16 protein-coding genes are annotated in these 16,233 nt (G+C 65.4%); 3 read left to right on the top strand and 13 right to left on the bottom strand.

Going from position 1 to position 16,233, the window contains the following annotated elements; all coding sequences use genetic code 11:
* Positions 1-44 precede the first annotated feature (44 nt).
* The 3 genes from PA01_18735 to PA01_18730 are packed head-to-tail and all read right to left on the bottom strand — an operon-like array spanning position 45 to position 2,788.
* The gene (locus PA01_18735) at positions 45-242 is read right to left on the bottom strand and encodes a hypothetical protein (GenBank protein KAI5913083.1); all 198 of its coding nucleotides are present in this window, start codon (positions 240-242) and stop codon (positions 45-47) included.
* 10 nt (positions 243-252) lie between these two features.
* Positions 253-2,457 carry an OsmC domain/YcaO domain-containing protein gene (locus tag PA01_08540; protein ID KON81641.1) on the bottom strand — a complete coding sequence of 735 codons (2,205 nt, stop codon included), beginning with the start codon at positions 2,455-2,457 and terminating at the stop codon, positions 253-255.
* On the bottom strand, positions 2,447-2,788 hold the full coding sequence (locus tag PA01_18730; protein KAI5913082.1) for a hypothetical protein: 342 nt from the start codon (positions 2,786-2,788) through the stop codon (positions 2,447-2,449). The genes PA01_08540 and PA01_18730 overlap by 11 nt, the downstream gene beginning before the upstream one ends.
* Positions 2,789-2,882: 94 nt before the next feature.
* Between PA01_18730 and ggt the strand changes: the two genes are divergently transcribed.
* Positions 2,883-4,760, top strand: a complete 1,878-nt coding sequence (gene ggt / locus PA01_08535; protein ID KON82395.2) for a gamma-glutamyltransferase — start codon at positions 2,883-2,885, stop codon at positions 4,758-4,760.
* A 245-nt stretch (positions 4,761-5,005) separates the two neighbouring features.
* Here ggt and PA01_08530 read toward each other — a convergent pair whose 3' ends face one another.
* Complete coding sequence (locus tag PA01_08530) at positions 5,006-5,686, bottom strand: dienelactone hydrolase family protein (protein ID KON81640.1); 681 nt, start codon at positions 5,684-5,686, stop codon at positions 5,006-5,008.
* Positions 5,687-6,093: 407 nt separating this feature from the next.
* Between PA01_08530 and PA01_08525 the strand changes: the two genes are divergently transcribed.
* Positions 6,094-6,642 carry a hemerythrin domain-containing protein gene (locus tag PA01_08525; GenBank protein KON81639.1) on the top strand — a complete coding sequence of 183 codons (549 nt, stop codon included), beginning with the start codon at positions 6,094-6,096 and terminating at the stop codon, positions 6,640-6,642.
* A 66-nt stretch (positions 6,643-6,708) separates the two neighbouring features.
* On the opposite strand, the gene PA01_08520 is transcribed toward PA01_08525, so the two are convergent.
* From PA01_08520 to PA01_08500, 5 genes are all read right to left on the bottom strand, one after another.
* Complete coding sequence (locus PA01_08520) at positions 6,709-7,029, bottom strand: heavy metal-binding domain-containing protein (protein KON81638.1); 321 nt, start codon at positions 7,027-7,029, stop codon at positions 6,709-6,711.
* 50 nt (positions 7,030-7,079) lie between these two features.
* Entirely contained in the window at positions 7,080-8,762 is a 1,683-nt protein-coding gene (locus PA01_08515) for an ATP-binding cassette domain-containing protein (protein KON81637.1), read from the bottom strand.
* A 145-nt stretch (positions 8,763-8,907) separates the two neighbouring features.
* Complete coding sequence (locus tag PA01_08510; GenBank protein ID KON81636.1) at positions 8,908-9,462, bottom strand: DUF882 domain-containing protein; 555 nt, start codon at positions 9,460-9,462, stop codon at positions 8,908-8,910.
* A 28-nt stretch (positions 9,463-9,490) separates the two neighbouring features.
* Positions 9,491-11,125: a L,D-transpeptidase family protein gene (locus PA01_08505; GenBank protein ID KON82394.2), complete on the bottom strand. Its 1,635-nt coding sequence runs from the start codon at positions 11,123-11,125 to the stop codon at positions 9,491-9,493.
* A 123-nt stretch (positions 11,126-11,248) separates the two neighbouring features.
* A complete protein-coding gene (locus PA01_08500) occupies positions 11,249-11,509 on the bottom strand; it encodes a hypothetical protein (GenBank protein ID KON81635.1) in 261 nt (86 codons plus the stop codon).
* Positions 11,510-11,738: 229 nt separating this feature from the next.
* On the opposite strand from PA01_08500, the gene PA01_08495 reads away from it, so the two are divergent.
* Positions 11,739-13,277: an NYN domain-containing protein gene (locus PA01_08495; GenBank protein KON81634.1), complete on the top strand. Its 1,539-nt coding sequence runs from the start codon at positions 11,739-11,741 to the stop codon at positions 13,275-13,277.
* Positions 13,278-13,399: 122 nt separating this feature from the next.
* Here PA01_08495 and PA01_08490 read toward each other — a convergent pair whose 3' ends face one another.
* The 4 genes from PA01_08490 to PA01_08480 form a co-directional block, all read right to left on the bottom strand.
* Positions 13,400-14,758: a PHB depolymerase family esterase gene (locus tag PA01_08490; protein ID KON82393.1), complete on the bottom strand. Its 1,359-nt coding sequence runs from the start codon at positions 14,756-14,758 to the stop codon at positions 13,400-13,402.
* 32 nt (positions 14,759-14,790) lie between these two features.
* Positions 14,791-15,207: a CopG family transcriptional regulator gene (locus tag PA01_08485; protein ID KON81633.1), complete on the bottom strand. Its 417-nt coding sequence runs from the start codon at positions 15,205-15,207 to the stop codon at positions 14,791-14,793.
* A 236-nt stretch (positions 15,208-15,443) separates the two neighbouring features.
* A complete protein-coding gene (locus tag PA01_18725) occupies positions 15,444-15,584 on the bottom strand; it encodes a hypothetical protein (GenBank protein ID KAI5913081.1) in 141 nt (46 codons plus the stop codon).
* On the bottom strand, positions 15,572-16,192 hold the full coding sequence (locus PA01_08480) for an MBL fold metallo-hydrolase (GenBank protein KAI5913080.1): 621 nt from the start codon (positions 16,190-16,192) through the stop codon (positions 15,572-15,574). The genes PA01_18725 and PA01_08480 overlap by 13 nt, the downstream gene beginning before the upstream one ends.
* Positions 16,193-16,233 lie beyond the last annotated feature (41 nt).

The raw sequence follows: 16,233 nt of genomic DNA, 5'->3' as shown, positions 1-16,233 counted from the left end.
AATTGAGAGGTGCGAGACGCTTTGGCGACACACCTGCAATTATTCTAAGCGCTGTGTTTCAGCGTTGCAGTGTAGGCGCTCGCTCCAAACAGACAGGTAGCTCCCGTTCGATTGAATAAGCGCCGTGCACCAGGATTGGCAAATACCGAGCGAAAGCGGGTTGCAAAGATTGCATAGCCGAACAGCACAAAAAACGCTATCGAAGAAAAAATCGCCATGAGCGTCACGGTCTGCTGCAGCATGACTCGTACCCTAACCGGATAAAGCCGCGACGTTGGCTCGCGCCGCGTGCAGTTTTGCGTAGCTATCGAGCAGGCGCTGGTGCCTATCGAGCCCTTCCAGTTCCATGCTCGTGGGCGTCAAGCCGAAGAAGCGCACGCTGCCGTCCACTGACCCCATCACCGCATCCATCCGCGGATCGCCAAACATCCGGCGGAAATTGACAACGTAATCGTCCAGTTCCAGGTCATCGTCCAGCAGCACTTCCAGCACGACATTCAAGGCCTGATAAAACAATCCGCGTTCGACCGTGGTTTCGTTATATTGCAGGAAGGTTCCCACCAGCTCGTGCGCCGCTTCAAATTTCTGCAAGGCGAGATGAATCAGCAGCTTCAACTCCAGAATCGTGAGCTGCCCCCAGGCCGTATTCTCGTCGAATTCGACGCCGATCAGCGTGCTGATGTCGCTGTAATCATCAAGCTCACTGTCTTCCAGACGTTCGAGCAGCGCTTGCAGGCTCGCATCATCCAGGCGATGCAAGTTCAGAATATCGGCGCGGAACGACAGCGCCTTGTTGGTGTTGTCCCAGATCAGATCCTCTACCGGATAAATTTCCGAATACCCCGGCACCAGGATGCGACAGGCCATTGCGCCGAGCTGATCGTACACCGCCATGTACACTTCTTTGCCCATGTCTTCGAGAATGCTGAACAATGTCGCAGCTTCGTCGGCATTCGAGTTTTCACCCTGACCGGAAAAGTCCCATTCGACAAAGTCATGATCCGCTTTGGCGCTGAAAAACCGCCATGACACCACGCCGCTGGAATCGATAAAGTGTTCGACGAAGTTGTTCGGCTCGGTGACCGCGTTGCTTTCAAACGTGGGCCGGGGCAAATCGTTCAGGCCTTCGAAACTGCGCCCCTGCAGCAACTCGGTAAGACTGCGCTCGAGCGCCACTTCCAAGCTCGGGTGCGCTCCGAACGACGCAAACACGCCGCCCGTACGCGGGTTCATCAAGGTGACGCACATCACCGGATACTCCCCGCCCAGCGACGCATCCTTGACGAGCACCGGAAACCCCTGCTTTTCCAGCTCTTCGATGCCCGCCAGAATGCCCGGATATTTCGCCAGCACTTCGTGCGGCACATCAGGCAGTGCGATCTCACCTTCGAGAATTTCGCGTTTGACCGCGCGTTCGAAAATTTCCGACAGACATTGCACCTGTGCTTCAGCCAGCGTATTACCGGCACTCATGCCATTGCTGAGGAACAGGTTATCGATCAGATTGGACGGGAAATACACTACTTCACCGTCCGACTGGCGCACATACGGGTGCGAACAAATGCCGCGCTGCACATTCCCCGAGTTGGTGTCGTACAGATGCGAGCCACGTAACTCGCCATCCGGGTCGTAAATCTGCAGGCAGTATTCATCGAGAATTTCAACCGGCAGCGCGTCTTTAGGGCCAGGCTTGTACCAGCGCTCGTTCGGGTAATGAACGAACGCCGCGTTGGCAATGTCTCCTCCCCAAAACTGGTCGTTGTAGAAATGATTGCAATTGAGCCGCTCGATGAACTCGCCCAGCGCCGACGCCAACGCACTTTCTTTGGTCGCTCCCTTGCCATTGGTAAAACACATCGGCGAGTGCGCGTCGCGGATATGCAGAGACCACACATTGGGAACAAGATTGCGCCATGACGCGATTTCAATCTTCATGCCCAGGCCCGCCAAAACTCCCGACATATTGGCGATGGTTTGCTCCAGGGGCAGATCCTTGCCTGCGATATAGGTACTCGCTTCCGGCGCCGCATCGAGCATCAGCAATGACTGAGCATCGGCGTCCAGATTTTCTACTTCCTCAATCACGAACTCAGGCCCGGTTTGCACGACCTTTTTCACCGTACAACGGTCGACGGAGCGCAGAATGCCCTGTCGGTCTTTGGCGGAGATATCCGCCGGCAACTCGACCTGAATCTTTAAAATCTGCTTGTAGCGGTTTTCCGGATCGACGATATTGTTTTGCGACAGGCGGATGTTATCGGTAGGAATATTGCGAGTTTCGCAGTACAACTTCACGAAATACGCCGCGCACAGAGCCGATGAAGCGAGAAAGTAATCGAACGGGCCCGGCGCCGAACCGTCACCCTTATAGCGGATAGGCTGATCGGCCACCACCGTGAAGTCATCGAACTTAGCTTCAAGACGGAGCTTGTCGAGAAAGTTGACCTTAATTTCCATGAGGGAATCCCAAAATGGCGTTCAAAACGAATTGGCCGCCATTATAGGATTTTCCGGGCGGAAAAACCGTGCTTCTCGGCGCGAGAATTTGCACGCCTGGGCCGAATAAGGTGTAGTCGCGGATGCGGACGTCGCACACATCGAGAACCGTGCAATTGAAGTTGAAAAATACGCGCGCGCCGAGGTGAATGTTGGAACCGTAATCACAATAGAAAGGCGGTTGCATCGACACGGTATCGCCACCGGCGCCGAGCAGCTCTTCCAGGACGCGGCGTCGGCGCCCTGCTCCGACTCCTTCGTGGCGTTCAGCGTTCCGGCACGCGCGTTTCACAAGCCCGGCTTCCGCTTCTCCGCTGAAGGGCTACGCTTTAATCGCGTCCTTTTCGAGTCGGGACAGGCTGCGCCATAAGGTGGAGGAAGCAACGATGAAGCGAATGAACCTGACGACCCACTTTGCCTGGTTCGGCGCGGCGCTGTTCGTCGCCACGGCGGTGCTGCCCCCGCCGGTGCTCGGCGCCCCGGGGGAATCACCCGCGGGGGCAGCACGATCGATCGGCATCCCGCAAATCCGCGTCGTGCGGGCTGCGCGCGCGTCGGCGGAAAACGCCGGTTCCCGCGGCGTCGTCTCCGTCTCGCATCCGCTCGCCGCCGCAGCCGGGGCGCAGATTCTCGAAGCGGGTGGCAACGCGATCGACGCCGCCGCGGCGATCCAGTTCGCATTGAATGTCGTCGAACCGCAATTTTCCGGAATCGGCGGCGGCGGTTTCATGATGGTGCATCTCGCCGCGGAGAACCGCACGTTCATCATCGACTCGCGCGAGAAAGCTCCGGGGGGCGCAACTGCCGACATGTTCCTCGGACAGACTTTCCTCGCCGCGTCCACCAGCGGGCATTCGATCGGCGTCCCGGGCACGTTGAAAGGGATCGACTACGCGCTGCGCCGCTGGGGGAGCAGGACGCTCGCCGCCACGCTCGCGCCGGCGATCCGGCTCGCCGAAGACGGTTTTCGCATCAACCGCTTCCTCGCCGCGGACACGTACAACGTGCGCACGACGCTGCAGCCGGAGACGGGCGCGATTTTCCGCCTGCCTGACGGCAGCCCGCTGCCCGAAGGACACCTGCTCGTCCAGCCGGCGCTCGCGCAGACGTTCCGCCTGCTCGCCCGCGACGGCATCGGTTCGTTCTACACGGGGGACATCGCCCGCGCCATCCTCGACGTGCAGCTGCGCTCGCAGATCGGCCCTGCCGGCGCGGGGCGCATGACGGCGAGCGATCTCGCGACTTATGATGTCGCCGTGCGGCAGCCGGTCGAAGGCGACTACCGCGGGTACACGCTCAAATCGATGCCGCCGCCCTCGTCGGGGGGCGTGTCGCTGCTGATGATGCTCGAGCTCCTCGAGCCGTTCCCGCTCGGCAACGGCGAAGGCTGGCGCTTCGGCGGGCACGATGCGCTGCACGCGATGATCGAGGCGATGCGGCTGACTTTTGCCGACCGGTCGGTATGGATGGGCGATCCGGACTTCGTTCCGGTGCCGGTGAAAGGACTGCTGTCCGAATGCTTTCTCGCGACGCGGCGCGCCTTCATCGACTCCGGCGCGCGCATGCCCACACCGCTGCCCGGCGACCCGCGCGCGTGCGATTCGCCGACCGCCCCTTCTCCCGGCCGGCTCCCGCGCGTGCCGGTCGAGGAGGAGAAGAGCATGCATACGACGCATTTCTCGGTCGTCGACGCGGCCGGCAACTTCGTCAGCTACACGAGCACGACCGAGCACACGTGGGGAAGCGGCATCCTCGTTCCGGGCTACGGGTTTCTGCTCAACAACCAGTTGACCGACTTCAACTTCACGCCGCAATTCAGCGCCTCCACCGGCAATCCGGGCGCAAACGATGCGGGGCCGTTCAAGCGGCCGCTCTCGTCGATGGCACCGACGCTCCTCTTCAAGGACGGCAAGCCGCTCGTCGCCTACGGCGCGTCAGGAGGTCCGACGATCATCAACAGCGTGCTGAACATCACGCTGAACCTGGTCGATCACCGCATGGACATCCAGCAGGCGATCGACGCGCCGCGACTGTCCGTCACCTCCGCAGCGGGAGCGGTGCGCTGCGAGGCCGGATTACCACCGGATTCGTTGCGGCAGCTCGTCGAGCTCGGGCATGAGCTGCCCGACCCCGAGGGCGTCCCTTTCTGCAATGAGTCGATCGGATCCGTACAGGCGGTCGTCGTCGACATGCAGAACGGCAGGCGGTACGGGGGCGCCGACCAAAGAAGCGAAGGCACGGTCATCGCCTTACCGAGATATTAGCCTGGCAACCAAATACCGTTCGGGCTGAGCTTGTCGAAGCCTTTAGCAGCGCCCTTCGACAGGCTCAGGGCGAACGGGTTGTATTTGATGCCGCCTGATAGTGGCGCTGAGCGCAGCCGGTCAGTTTCGCTGCCTTTTTTCGCTGCCTTTGCATGGTGCCGCCGTGGGGGGCAGAGCGGGAATCGCCGGTCCCGGCCGGAACCCGTCGCCCCGCCGGTCCGAAAGCGCTCCTTGCGTGCGTGCGTTCACGCCGCTTGCGGCAAGTGCCGGCGAAACCACGTCGCCGCATGCTGCGCGACCGCCTCGAGCGTGCCGGGCTCCTCGAAAAGGTGCGTCGCGCCGGGGACGATCGTCAGCGCCTTCGTGCCGGACAGCTTCGCATACGCTTCCTGGTTCATGCGGATGACCGGCTCGTCCAGCCCGCCGACGAGGAGCAGCGTCGCGGCGCGCACCGCTGCGAGCGCGTCGCCCGCCAGATCCGGCCGGCCGCCGCGCGACACCACCGCTTTCACTTCGTCGCCGAGCGCCGCCGCCGCGACGAGCGCTGCAGCCCCGCCGGTGCTCGCCCCGAAATAGCCGAACGGAAGATCGCCGGCGTCGGGCTCGCGCCGCAGCCAGCGCGTCGCTTCGGCGAGCCGGGTGGCGAGCAGCGCGATGTCGAAGCGCAGTTCGCCGCTGCGCGCGTCGACGGCCTCTTCGTCGAGGCTCAGCAGATCGAACAACAGCGTGCCGATCCCCGCGTCGCACAGGAAGCGCGCGACGAAGCGGTTGCGCGGACTGTGACGGCTGCTCCCGCTGCCGTGGGCGAAAAGGACAATGCCGACGGCGCCGCCCGGAATCGTCAGCTCGCCTGCCAGGCGCACCGCCCCGACCGGAATTTCGACCGCCCGTCCCGCTCCCGGTGATTTTTCCGCCTGACTTGTCATGGCCGTCTCCCCAGCGACTCGCTTCGCTTCATTGGAGAGGAAGCCATGCAAGCGCGGTGCCCGAGTAGAGCCGATGCGTTCACGTTGCGGTGCAGCATCGACGCCGTCTTCTAGCGCCGTGTGCCGCGCGCATCCCGATACATCCCGTTAATCGAGCCAACAGAATTTTTATGTTGCATCGCACAATCGACTCGGCTATTCTTCGCCTGTCTCCTCCACCCTCCTCCATTGGTGTGGATTTCAGCCCGGGCTCGCAAGCGCTCGGGCTTTCTTTTTTTGCAGCCTACGAAGACCCCTGCCACGGCCGGCGTTTCGCGTCGGCAGCGGGTGGCGGAAACTCCGCCGCCCCTAGGAAAACGGCCGTGCTTGCGCTACGGTGCCGGCAGTTATTCGAAACGGGAGATGACATGTTTCTATTCGACTGGTTGTTCGGCGCGAAAAAGGAAGCCGCACCGACTGCGCAACTTCCGGACGTCACCGCGCCTGGGACCGCCGCGCCGAGCGCCGCCGCGATGGCTCCCGGCACCCAGATCCGGCACGACCCGCAGCTGATCACGACGCTGAAGAAAGACCACCAGCAGCTGCTCGGGATCTTTGCCGCGATCGTCGCGGCACGCGATGCGGGGAACCTTTCGCTCGCCCAGACGCAACTGGACCGGTTGCGGATCGGACTGATGGACCACCTGCTCAAGGAAAACGTCCGGCTGTACGTCTACCTGGAGCATTTCCTGAAGACCGACGCGGTCAGCCACGAGCTGATGCACGGTTTCCGTCACGAGATGGACGACATCGGCCGCGCCGTCGTCGCCTTTCTCGACCGCTACCGGCAGATAGGCAACCATCCGGAACTGGCGGCGCAGTTCGGCTCGGACCTCGACGCGATCGGCGAGGCGCTCGTCGGCCGGATTCGCCGCGAAGAAGAGATCCTTTACCCGATGTATCTGCCGCCGAACTGACGGCTCGCGCGTCAATCGGATACCGCGCTTTTCCCCGCGCGGGCGGCCGGGTCGCGGCGGGAGCGCTTACGCGACCGTCACCGCAGTGCCGCTGACGGCGACCATCAGCATGCCGTTCTTTTCGCCCAGCACTTCGTAGTCGATATCGACGCCGACGACGGCGTTCGCGCCGAGCCGGCTGGCCGCTTCGGCGAGATCGGCGAATGCGGTTTCGCGCGCCGAGCGCAAGGTCTTTTCGTACGAGCCCGAACGCCCGCCGACGATGTCGCGCACAGCGGCGAACATGTCCTTGAAGACGTTCGCGCCGATGATCGCCTCGCCGGCGACGACGCCGTGATAGCTGCGGATCGTCCTGCCTTCGATGGTCGGAGTCGTGGTCATCAACATGGCTTGCCTCTTCGTGGTTGCAAAGCGGATGCGGAAATCGTGCGCTGCAGCTACGCGGCCCGTTTCTGCCGCGCGCTCGGCGACGGCTCGCGCGATCGTCGTGCCTCGTCGAGCAGGTAGCGCTGGTAGTCGTCGAGGTCGCCGTCGAACGGCTCGACGCCGCCGCGCGCGACGAGCCAGAACTCGTCGCACACTGCGCGCAGCAGCGCGCGGTCGTGGCTGACCAGCATGACGGTGCCTTCGAACTCGTTGAGCGCGACGCTGAGCGCTTCGCGCGTCGCGAGATCGAGGTGGTTCGTCGGCTCGTCGAGCAGCAGCAGGTTGGGGCGCTGCCAGACGATCATGCACAGCACGAGCCGCGCCTTTTCGCCGCCGCTCATCGTGCCGACCGCCTGCTTGACCATGTCGCCGCTGAAGTTGAACGTGCCGAGGAAGTTGCGCAAGTCCTGTTCGCGCGCAGCGATCCAGCCGCTGCGCCCGCTCGCGAGCGTCTCCTTCGCGAGCCGTATCATGTGTTCGAGCGGCGTGTCCTGCGGGCGCAGCACGTCGAGTTCCTGCTGGGCGAAATAGCCGATGTTCAGGCCCTTGCCTTCGGTGATCTCGCCGCCGAGGACGTCGAGCGTGCGGGCGATCGTCTTGACCAGCGTCGACTTGCCCTGGCCGTTCGCGCCGAGGATGCCGATGCGCTGGCCGGCGTGCACCGAGCGGTTGATGTGGCGCACGATGACCGCGGGCGCGGTTCCGGCAGCCGCATCCGGCGGCGGCGGATAGCCGAAGCTCGCGTCGTGCATCGACAGCATCGGGTTCGGCAGGTTGGCCGGTTCCTGGAACTCGAAGTTGAACTCCGCATCGGCAAGGACCGGCGCGATGCGCTCCATCCGCTCCAGCGCCTTGACGCGGCTTTGCGCCTGCTTCGCCTTGCTCGCCTTGGCCTTGAAGCGGTCGATGAACTTCTGCAGGTGGGCGATCCGGTCCTGCTGCCGCGCGAGCGCCGACTGCTGCAAGGCCAGCTGCTCGGCACGCATGTCCTCGAAAGCGCTGTAGTTGCCGCCGTAGCGCAGCAGCCGGGCGTTGTCGATATGCAGCGTGACCTGCGTCACCGCGTCAAGGAACTCCCGGTCGTGGCTGATCACGACCAGCGTGCCGGCGTAGCGCTTGAGCCACGCTTCGAGCCACACCAGCGCGTCCAGGTCGAGGTGGTTCGTCGGCTCGTCGAGCAGCAGCAGATCGGACGGGCACATCAGCGCGCGCGCGAGCTGCAGGCGCATGCGCCAGCCGCCGGAAAAGCTGTTGACCGGGTTCGCGAGCTCGGCGCTGCGAAAACCCAGCCCGAGGATCAGCGCCTGCGCGCGCGCTTCGGCGTCGTGCGCGCCGGCGTCATGGAGCGCCATGTACGCGTGAGCCATGCGCATGCCGTCGTCGCTGGCCTCGGCGGCGTGCACCTCGGCGCGTGCAGCCAGCAGCGTCGTGTCGCCGTCGATGACGAAGTCGGTCGCGCGCTGCGCGGTTTCGGGCATGTCCTGCGCCACCTGGGCCATGCGCCACTGCGACGGGATCGAATAATCGCCGGCGTCCTCGTGCAGCACGCCGGTGAGCAGACCGAAGAGACTGGATTTGCCGGCGCCGTTGCGGCCGACGAGGCCGACTTTTTCACCGGGATTGAGCGTGACCGAAGCGGTGTCGAGCAACACTTTGGCACCGCGGCGCAGCGTGACGTTCTTGAGCGTGATCATGGGCGGGTCTTCGTTGGACGTGGCGCATGATAACCACCGCAGCGCAGCATTTCGCGCTCGCCGCCCGCCCTCATCGAAATATCGTCGCCCTGACCCTTATCCACCGGCTTCCCGGCCGATGCGCCGCCGCACCGTGGCCGCCGGCTCACCAGCTGCGCACGCGGCCGGTGTCGAGGTGGACGAACTGCTCGTGCGGATAGTAGCCGACGCCGCCGACGCCGAGCGACAGCGCCGCGTCGCGCAGGTCGGCAAGCGGCGTGTCCGCGATGCGCACGTCGATCGCCTTGCCGTCCATGTGCAGGCTGCGCTTGGCGACGCCGCCGCCGCGCGTGTTGCGCAGCGTCGAATTCGTGGTCGGGCAGCGGTAGCCCGAAATCACCTGGAACGACTCGCGCGAGCCGAGCGTGAGCTTCAGCCGGTAGAGCAGATCGAAGAGCTTGGGGTCCATGTGGCCGACTTCGCCGGAGTAATGATCGCGCATGAAACGGTTCAGCTTCGTCAGCGCCTCGGGCACGTATCGCTCGCCGACGGCATACACGACCGAGACGCGCTCGCCGGTGTGGGTGTGGTCGAACGCGAGACTGCGCGCGTCGCGCACCGAGGCACTCACCGGCCGCGCGAAAGGCAGCGCGGCGCCGGCGACGGCGAGCTTCGCGGATTGACGGAGAAAATGGCGTCGGGAATGCACGGTCTGCTTCATCTTCGAAGTTCCAGGGTCAGTGTCAATGTCAGTATCGGGTTGCGCGCCCTTCGTGCTGCGCAAGGGACGGCTGGGCGCTGCGGGCAGGCTGGCGCAAGGCGGCATCGAGCAATTTGTCGTGCCCGTAGATGTCCCGGAAAAAATAGACCAGGCCGTCACTTTTGACCAGGACCGTGCTGTAGGCAATGACCACCGGCAAAGGTTCGCGAAGCCGCAGCGTCTTCGACACGCCTTGGGTCATCGCCGCGCGGATGCGCTCTTCGCTCCAGTCCGGTTCATCCTGCAGCACGAACCTCGCCAGCGCCACCGGCTCTTCGACGCGTACGCAGCCATGGCTGAAATCGCGTCGGTCCTTGCCGAAAAGGCGCGGCGTCGAAGTGTGGTGCAGGAAGATGTTCGCGTTGTTCGGGAAAATGAACTTGATGTCGCCGAGCGCGTTCGCCGGTCCCGGTCGCTGGCGGATGCGCAGCTCGCCGCGCAGCACCGCGTCCAGGTATTCCGGCGCGAACGTCGTGATCACCTGCCCGTCGCCGGCGACGAATTCGAAGCCCTGCTCGTCCAGATAAGCCGCGTTTTCGCGCAGCTTCGGGATCGTCTCCGCCCGGGCGATCGATGGCGGGACGTTCCAGTACGGACTGAACTCGATGAAGCGCATGTCCTCGTCGAAAAGCGGCGTGCGCGTGTCGAGCGCACTGCCGACGATGACTTTCATGGCCGCCTTGACTTCGACCCGGCCGTCGCGCGCCTCGTAAGCCCGCAGCACGAATTCCGGGACATTGACGACGATCACGCGCGGCCCCTGCAGCAGCGGAGTCCAGCGCAGGCGCTCCAGCGTCAGTTCGATCTGCCGCACTCGCGCGGCCGGCGACACGTCGAGCTGTTCGAGCGTCGCTTTGCCGACGACGCCGTCCTCGGCGAGTCCGTGGCGCCGCTGGAACGCCTTGACGCCTTCGACGACCGCGCCTTCGTAGTACAGCGGCGCCGGCGTCCCCTCGGGCAGGTCGCCGAGTGCGACCAGCCGCTGCACGAGGACCGGCATTCCCGCATACGCCTGCCCCGGCTCCAGCTTGCGTTGTGGCGGGCGCGGCAGCGTGGCGAGCCATGGCGCGATTCCGGACGGATTACGCGCTAGGCTGCGATAGCGCCGCAGCGCTTCGCGCACGTTCGCGTAAAGCGGCAGCACAGGCGCGGCGTCACGCACCGCGTCCGGCAGGCGGCGTTCGATCACCGCTGCGTACAGGTAGGCGAGGGGGTCGAAACCGTCCGCGGCCGGCGCGACGAAATTCGCGTGAACCTGGCGCGGGTCGACGCGGCCGAAACGCAAGTCCGTCAGGTACCGACGCATCGCCGCCGTCAGCGCGATGTCAAGCTGCGCGACGTCCTCCTCTGCCCACGCCCAGCCGTCGGCCGCATCGGCGACAGCACGGCGCAGCCCTTCGGCATCGTAATCGCGCGCGTCGAGCCCGTCGTCGGCAGCCGTCGCGAGAATCTCGACGGCCTGCCAAGCCTGCGCAGTAGGCCGCCGCCAGCCGTCGAACCACAACGGCTCGGCCGCCGCTGCGCCCGCGCCCAGCACCGCGACGCAGAAAACCGCCGCGCGCCGGCGTCCTGCGACGCAGCTCAGGAAAACCGAAAAAAGTCCGAATATTCCGGATTGGCTCACCCTGGATCATCTCCTTCTGGCGCGACATGAACCCGGTTCGCGTCGCTTTCCAGCCAGTCTATCGTGCTTGTTCCAGCCGTCTACGAGCGCTTTTTGCCGCCCGGGTTCGCGAGACTTTGGTCGTCACTTGCGCCGCCGGCGCCTGACGACTTCCATGACTTTCTCGATGTGCCGCCGCGCCTGCTTGTTCGCGCGCTCCGACTTGACGTCGAGCGCTTTCTGCACGAGCCCATGGAACGCGACGAGATCGAGCAGCGGATAGTCGTCGAGCACGCCCTGGTCCTGGAAGAACTCGGCGATCCAGCGCGGATCGAGTTCGACCCTGCCGGTGTCGTGCAGGTATTCGGTGGCGGCCATCTCGACGTATTCGGAAAGTTTCCGCATGCCTCGCTCCAGTCGGGCGCCGTCCGATGCAGGCGCGCACGCCGTTTGACCGCGCTGCAGACGACTTGTCGCACCGCGGCCGCGCTCGGGACGCTCGCGCGCAACCGCCGCGCGGGCGCCCCATCCATCGCGCGGAAAGCCTGCCGGATCACCGCTCAGGCCTGGTTCGGAGATAATCGCGAAAACGCCGCTTATCACCGTACCGCCACGGGCTTCACTGGAGAACATCATGGCCTCACCGCACGAAACCGCCAGCATGGCGCTGTTCTGCGACTTCGAGAACGTCGCGCTCGGGGTGCGCGACGCCAATTACGAGAAGTTCGACATCAAGCGCGTGCTCGAACGGCTGCTGCTCAAAGGCAGCATCGTCGTCAAGAAAGCGTATTGCGACTGGGACCGCTACAAAGGCTTCAAGGCGACGATGCACGAAGCGAACTTCGAGCTGATCGAGATCCCGCACGTGCGTCAGTCGGGCAAGAACTCGGCCGACATCCGGCTCGTCGTCGACGCGCTCGACCTGTGCTACACGAAATCCCACGTCGATACCTTCGTCATCATCAGCGGCGACTCCGACTTCTCGCCGCTGGTGTCGAAGCTGCGCGAGAACGCGAAACAGGTGATCGGCGTCGGCGTCAAGCAGTCCACTTCCGACCTTCTGATCGCGAACTGCGACGAATTCATCTTCTATGACGATCTGGTGCGCGAGAGCCGGCGCGCGGCGGCCAAGCGCGACACGCGTGAAGCGCAGCCTGCGGCGAAGCGCTCGCCCGACGACGAAAAAAGCCGCAAGGACGAGCAGGAAGCGCGCAAGACGCAGGCGATCGAACTCGCCGTCGATACGTTCGACGCGCTCGTCGCCGAACGCGGCGACAGCGGCAAGATCTGGGCGTCGATGCTCAAGGAAGCGATCAAGCGCCGCAAACCCGGTTTCAACGAGTCGTACTACGGTTTTCGCGCGTTCGGCAACCTGCTCGAAGAAGCGCAGGCGCGCGGCCTGCTCGAATTCGGCCGCGACGAGAAGTCCGGCGCCTACGTCTATCGCAGCAACGGAGGCGCTGCAGCGCAGGACGCAGGAGCGGAACCTGCGCCGGTCGTCGTCGAGACCGTCCCCGACGCACGCCCCACGGCGAGCGGCCGGCACGAGTCGCGCCGCGGGCGGGGAAGCCGCAAGCCGGCCGACCCAGCCTCGCCCGAAGTGCCGGCCTCGCCCGAAGAGCCCGCCGAACTCGTCGTCGCGGAACCTGCCCTCGCCGAACCCGTCGCCACGGCAGCCCCCCACGTCGAGGAGCCGGCCGTGCAGCACGAACCGCGGCGTCGGACTCGGGGCGGGCGCAAGCCGGCCGTGAAGCCGGCGATGCCGGCTTTGGCGCAGGACGCCGCACAGCCGGAAACGCCGGCGGGCCCGGCGCAAGCACAGCCATTCGTCGCGCAGCCGCTCATCGGGACGGAAGAAGCTGCGATGATCCCGGTGCAGGAACTGGCCGAAGCGGCAGTCGCGGAAGGACCTTCGCTGCCGGTCGAAACGCATCGCGAGCCGGAAGCACGGCGCAAGGGACGCGGTGCGCGCAAACCCGCGGCAAAGAAGACCGAAGCGCTCGTGCCGCCGCTCGCCGACGCGGCTGCGGAAGCTCGCGCGCCGATCGAAAGCCCGATTCCTGCGGAATCGCCTGCTCCCGCAGCGACGACCGAAACGGTCCCCAAGACGGCGCGCAAGCCCGCTTCGCGCAGTCGCCGTCCACGCAAACAGGAAGTCGCCGACACCGAATGAACATTCGCCCGGCGCGCGTCAGCGACTGCGCGCCGGGCCGGTCGCGATAACGTCCTGCCGGCGCGCACGCTGCATGGCAAGACTGCAGCGGGCCGGCCCTGCGACGGGCCGCCGGGCATCGATTACGCGCAGCCTCCCGGCTCCGGGGCCGCTTTGCCGCCCGCCGGATGGGCGAGGAAAAAGCGCAGCATTTCCTTCGCCGCGTCCGGGCCCTGCGGGTCGGTGTAGGAACCGCGCGAGCTGCCGCCGGACCACGCGTGGCCGGCGCCATGCACCGTCCATTGCTCGATGTGCGGCGAGCCGTTCGGGTGATGATAGGTCGTCCGGGTATAGGCACGCCCGTTCGGCACCTGGCCGCGTTCGATGCTCGCCCGCGGCTTCGACCCTGCTTCGGCTGAGCCGGTACGCACGCCCGCTGGCGCGAACTGCACGATCACCTGCTCGCCGTTGCGCGGATGAACCGTCGTGTCGCGGTCGCCGTGGAAAACGATGACTGGCACCGGGTGACGCATGTCCCCGCTCGTCCCGGCGTTCGCCGCCCGAACACCGGCCGCGCGCGCGCTTCCCTGCTGCATTGCGGCGAGCGCCGACGGCAGATCATGCGCGGCCGCATGCGCCAGGCCCGAATGGATGCCGGCAGCGGCGTACAGATCCGGGTAAGTCGCCGCCATCGTCGTCGCCATCGCGCCGCCTGCCGACAGGCCTGCGATGTAGATGCGTTGCCGATCGACGTTGTAGCTGGCGGCGACTTCGCGCGTCATCCCGGCGATCAGCGACGGCTCGCCCTGCCCGGCACGCTGGTCCGAAGGCTTGAACCAGTTCCAGCATTTCGAACCGTTCGCCCCGGGCGACTGGGCCGGATAGAGCACGAGGCAAGGCGCCTGCTCGGCAAGCTCGTTCATGCGCGTGCCGGCGGCGAAATCGTCCGGGTTCTGCGTGCAGCCATGCAGCATGACGACCAGCGGCACCGGCTCGCCGCCATAGTTGCTCGGTACATACAGCTTGTAGCTGCGCGTGCCGGCCGAGTTCGTGTAGGCGCCGCTGATGAAGCGAGCGCCGTCCGGCAGCGCTTCGGGTGCAGCGCCCGGGACGATCGGCTCGAACGCCGGCACGGCGCCGCGAAACTTGAACAATTTGTCGCGCAGCGCAGCACCCAGGCGTGAAGCCAGGGGCGGAACAACACCTTCGGCCTTCGGCGCGCCGGCTTCCGCTTTCGTTTCGGCCTGATTCCGGTGCGCGGGCTGCGGTTCGGCGTCGGCGACGAACGGGCCGATGTCGATGACGCGGCAGCTGCCTTCGAGCGGCGGCTCCGAAGCGTGGTCCGCGGCCCGCGTACCGGCGGTGGCCGCTCCGTCCGCGGCAGGCGACGGCGCAAACTGCCCGCCGAGGGCGCGCTGGATCAGCGCGGTCGCTTCGAGCAGCTGACCGGCACGCGTCAGCCGCGTGGCTTCGAGCAGATCGGGGTTGAGTCTGGCATTCATGGATTGAATCTCCTTGCGGACCGCGAAAGCGGTCACCTGATTCGGTCTGCCAGCGCGGCCTTGACCGCTGCGCTGGCATGCAGCGCGCCGAGCACGACGATCGATTCGATCGTCGCGAGCGCGAGTTCGGGCGGCACGTCGGCGGCGATGCTCGCGAGCCCCAGCACCTGGATGTCGAGCCGCTCGCCGGCCGCCTGCACCGCTTCGAGATCACGGCGCGTGTAGTGCTGCAGGCCGAGGACGAAAGCCTTGCGGGCGACGGTGCTGCGGATCACTTCGTTATGCGTGACCAACTGGTTGCGGATCGCCGTGCGGATGAAGTCGGTGCGGTTCGAATAAAAGCCCTCCTGTACCAACAGATCGATCTGCCCGAGGTCGATGACGCCGAGATTGATCGTGATCTTCTCGGTCGTCTCTCCCCCTTTCGGGCGCAGCTCATGTACGCTCATTACCATCTCCTCTCCATCCACATGGATGGTATTGTGGCTTTCGGAGACGGGAAGTCAAGGATTTTTCGAACCGAAGCAAAAGGAGTACGGCCACGATCGGCGGAATGCGCCCGGGGCTGCAGGAGGTGCGCGGAGGGCGGGAGGGGTGAGGAACGGGTGGAGCGGGGAATACGTCGGCACCGCCACGCGCAAGCGCGGCACCGGCCGGGCGCCGGGGGGTGCGCATCGGTAACGATTCAGCCTTGCCGGCTTTCGCTCATGCGTCCGCAGTAAGCCTGGAGTTCATCGGGCAGGCCTTGAGGACAGACGCCGCATTCACGGTTGCCGGGCACCGCGTAGTCGATGAACTTCGGGTACGGCAGCTTCAGTTCGGCCATGATGTGCCGGAACTCGTCGAGCGTGCGCCCGCCGCCGAGGCGCGGGTTGCGCGCGCGCTCCTGCGCGATCGACGACACGCGGCGGCCCTGGTAGTCGTGCGCCGATAGACGAGGTGCTCGTCGGGCAGCGTGAAAAGCTTCTCGTGCACGCTGCGGTACAGCGCTGCCGCGTCGCCGCTCTGGAAGTCGGTGCGGCCGCAGCCGTCGATCAGCAGCGCGTCGCCGGTGAAGACCCGGTCGCCGCACACATACGCGAAATGCCCGTCGGTGTGGCCCGGGGTATGCAGCGGCTGGAGCACGACGCTGCCGACCACGACCGGCGTGCCTTCTTCGACCGGCACCTCGACGCACGGCAGCCGGTCGATCGCGGGCGCGGCGATGCGGCTGCCGACGCGCTCTTTCAGGTGACGCGCCGCAGTGATGTGGTCGGCGTGGATGTGCGTGTCGAGCGTGAGGTCGAGCCGCAGCCGCAGGTCGGCGAGCAGCGCGAGGTCGCGCTCGATCGCATTGACGACCGGGTCGATCAGCACGGCCGCGCCGGTGTCCTCACAGCCGAGCAGGTAAGTGTAGGTGCTCGACAGCGGTTCGAAGAGCTGCCGGAAAATCATCGCCGTCCTCCCTGCCGATCGAGGCGTCCCCGTCCGCCGCT

The organism is Azoarcus sp. PA01 (assembly GCA_001274695.2).
Lineage (GTDB): Bacteria > Pseudomonadota > Gammaproteobacteria > Burkholderiales > Rhodocyclaceae > Aromatoleum.
This window is presented reverse-complemented; position numbering and strand designations above follow the sequence as displayed.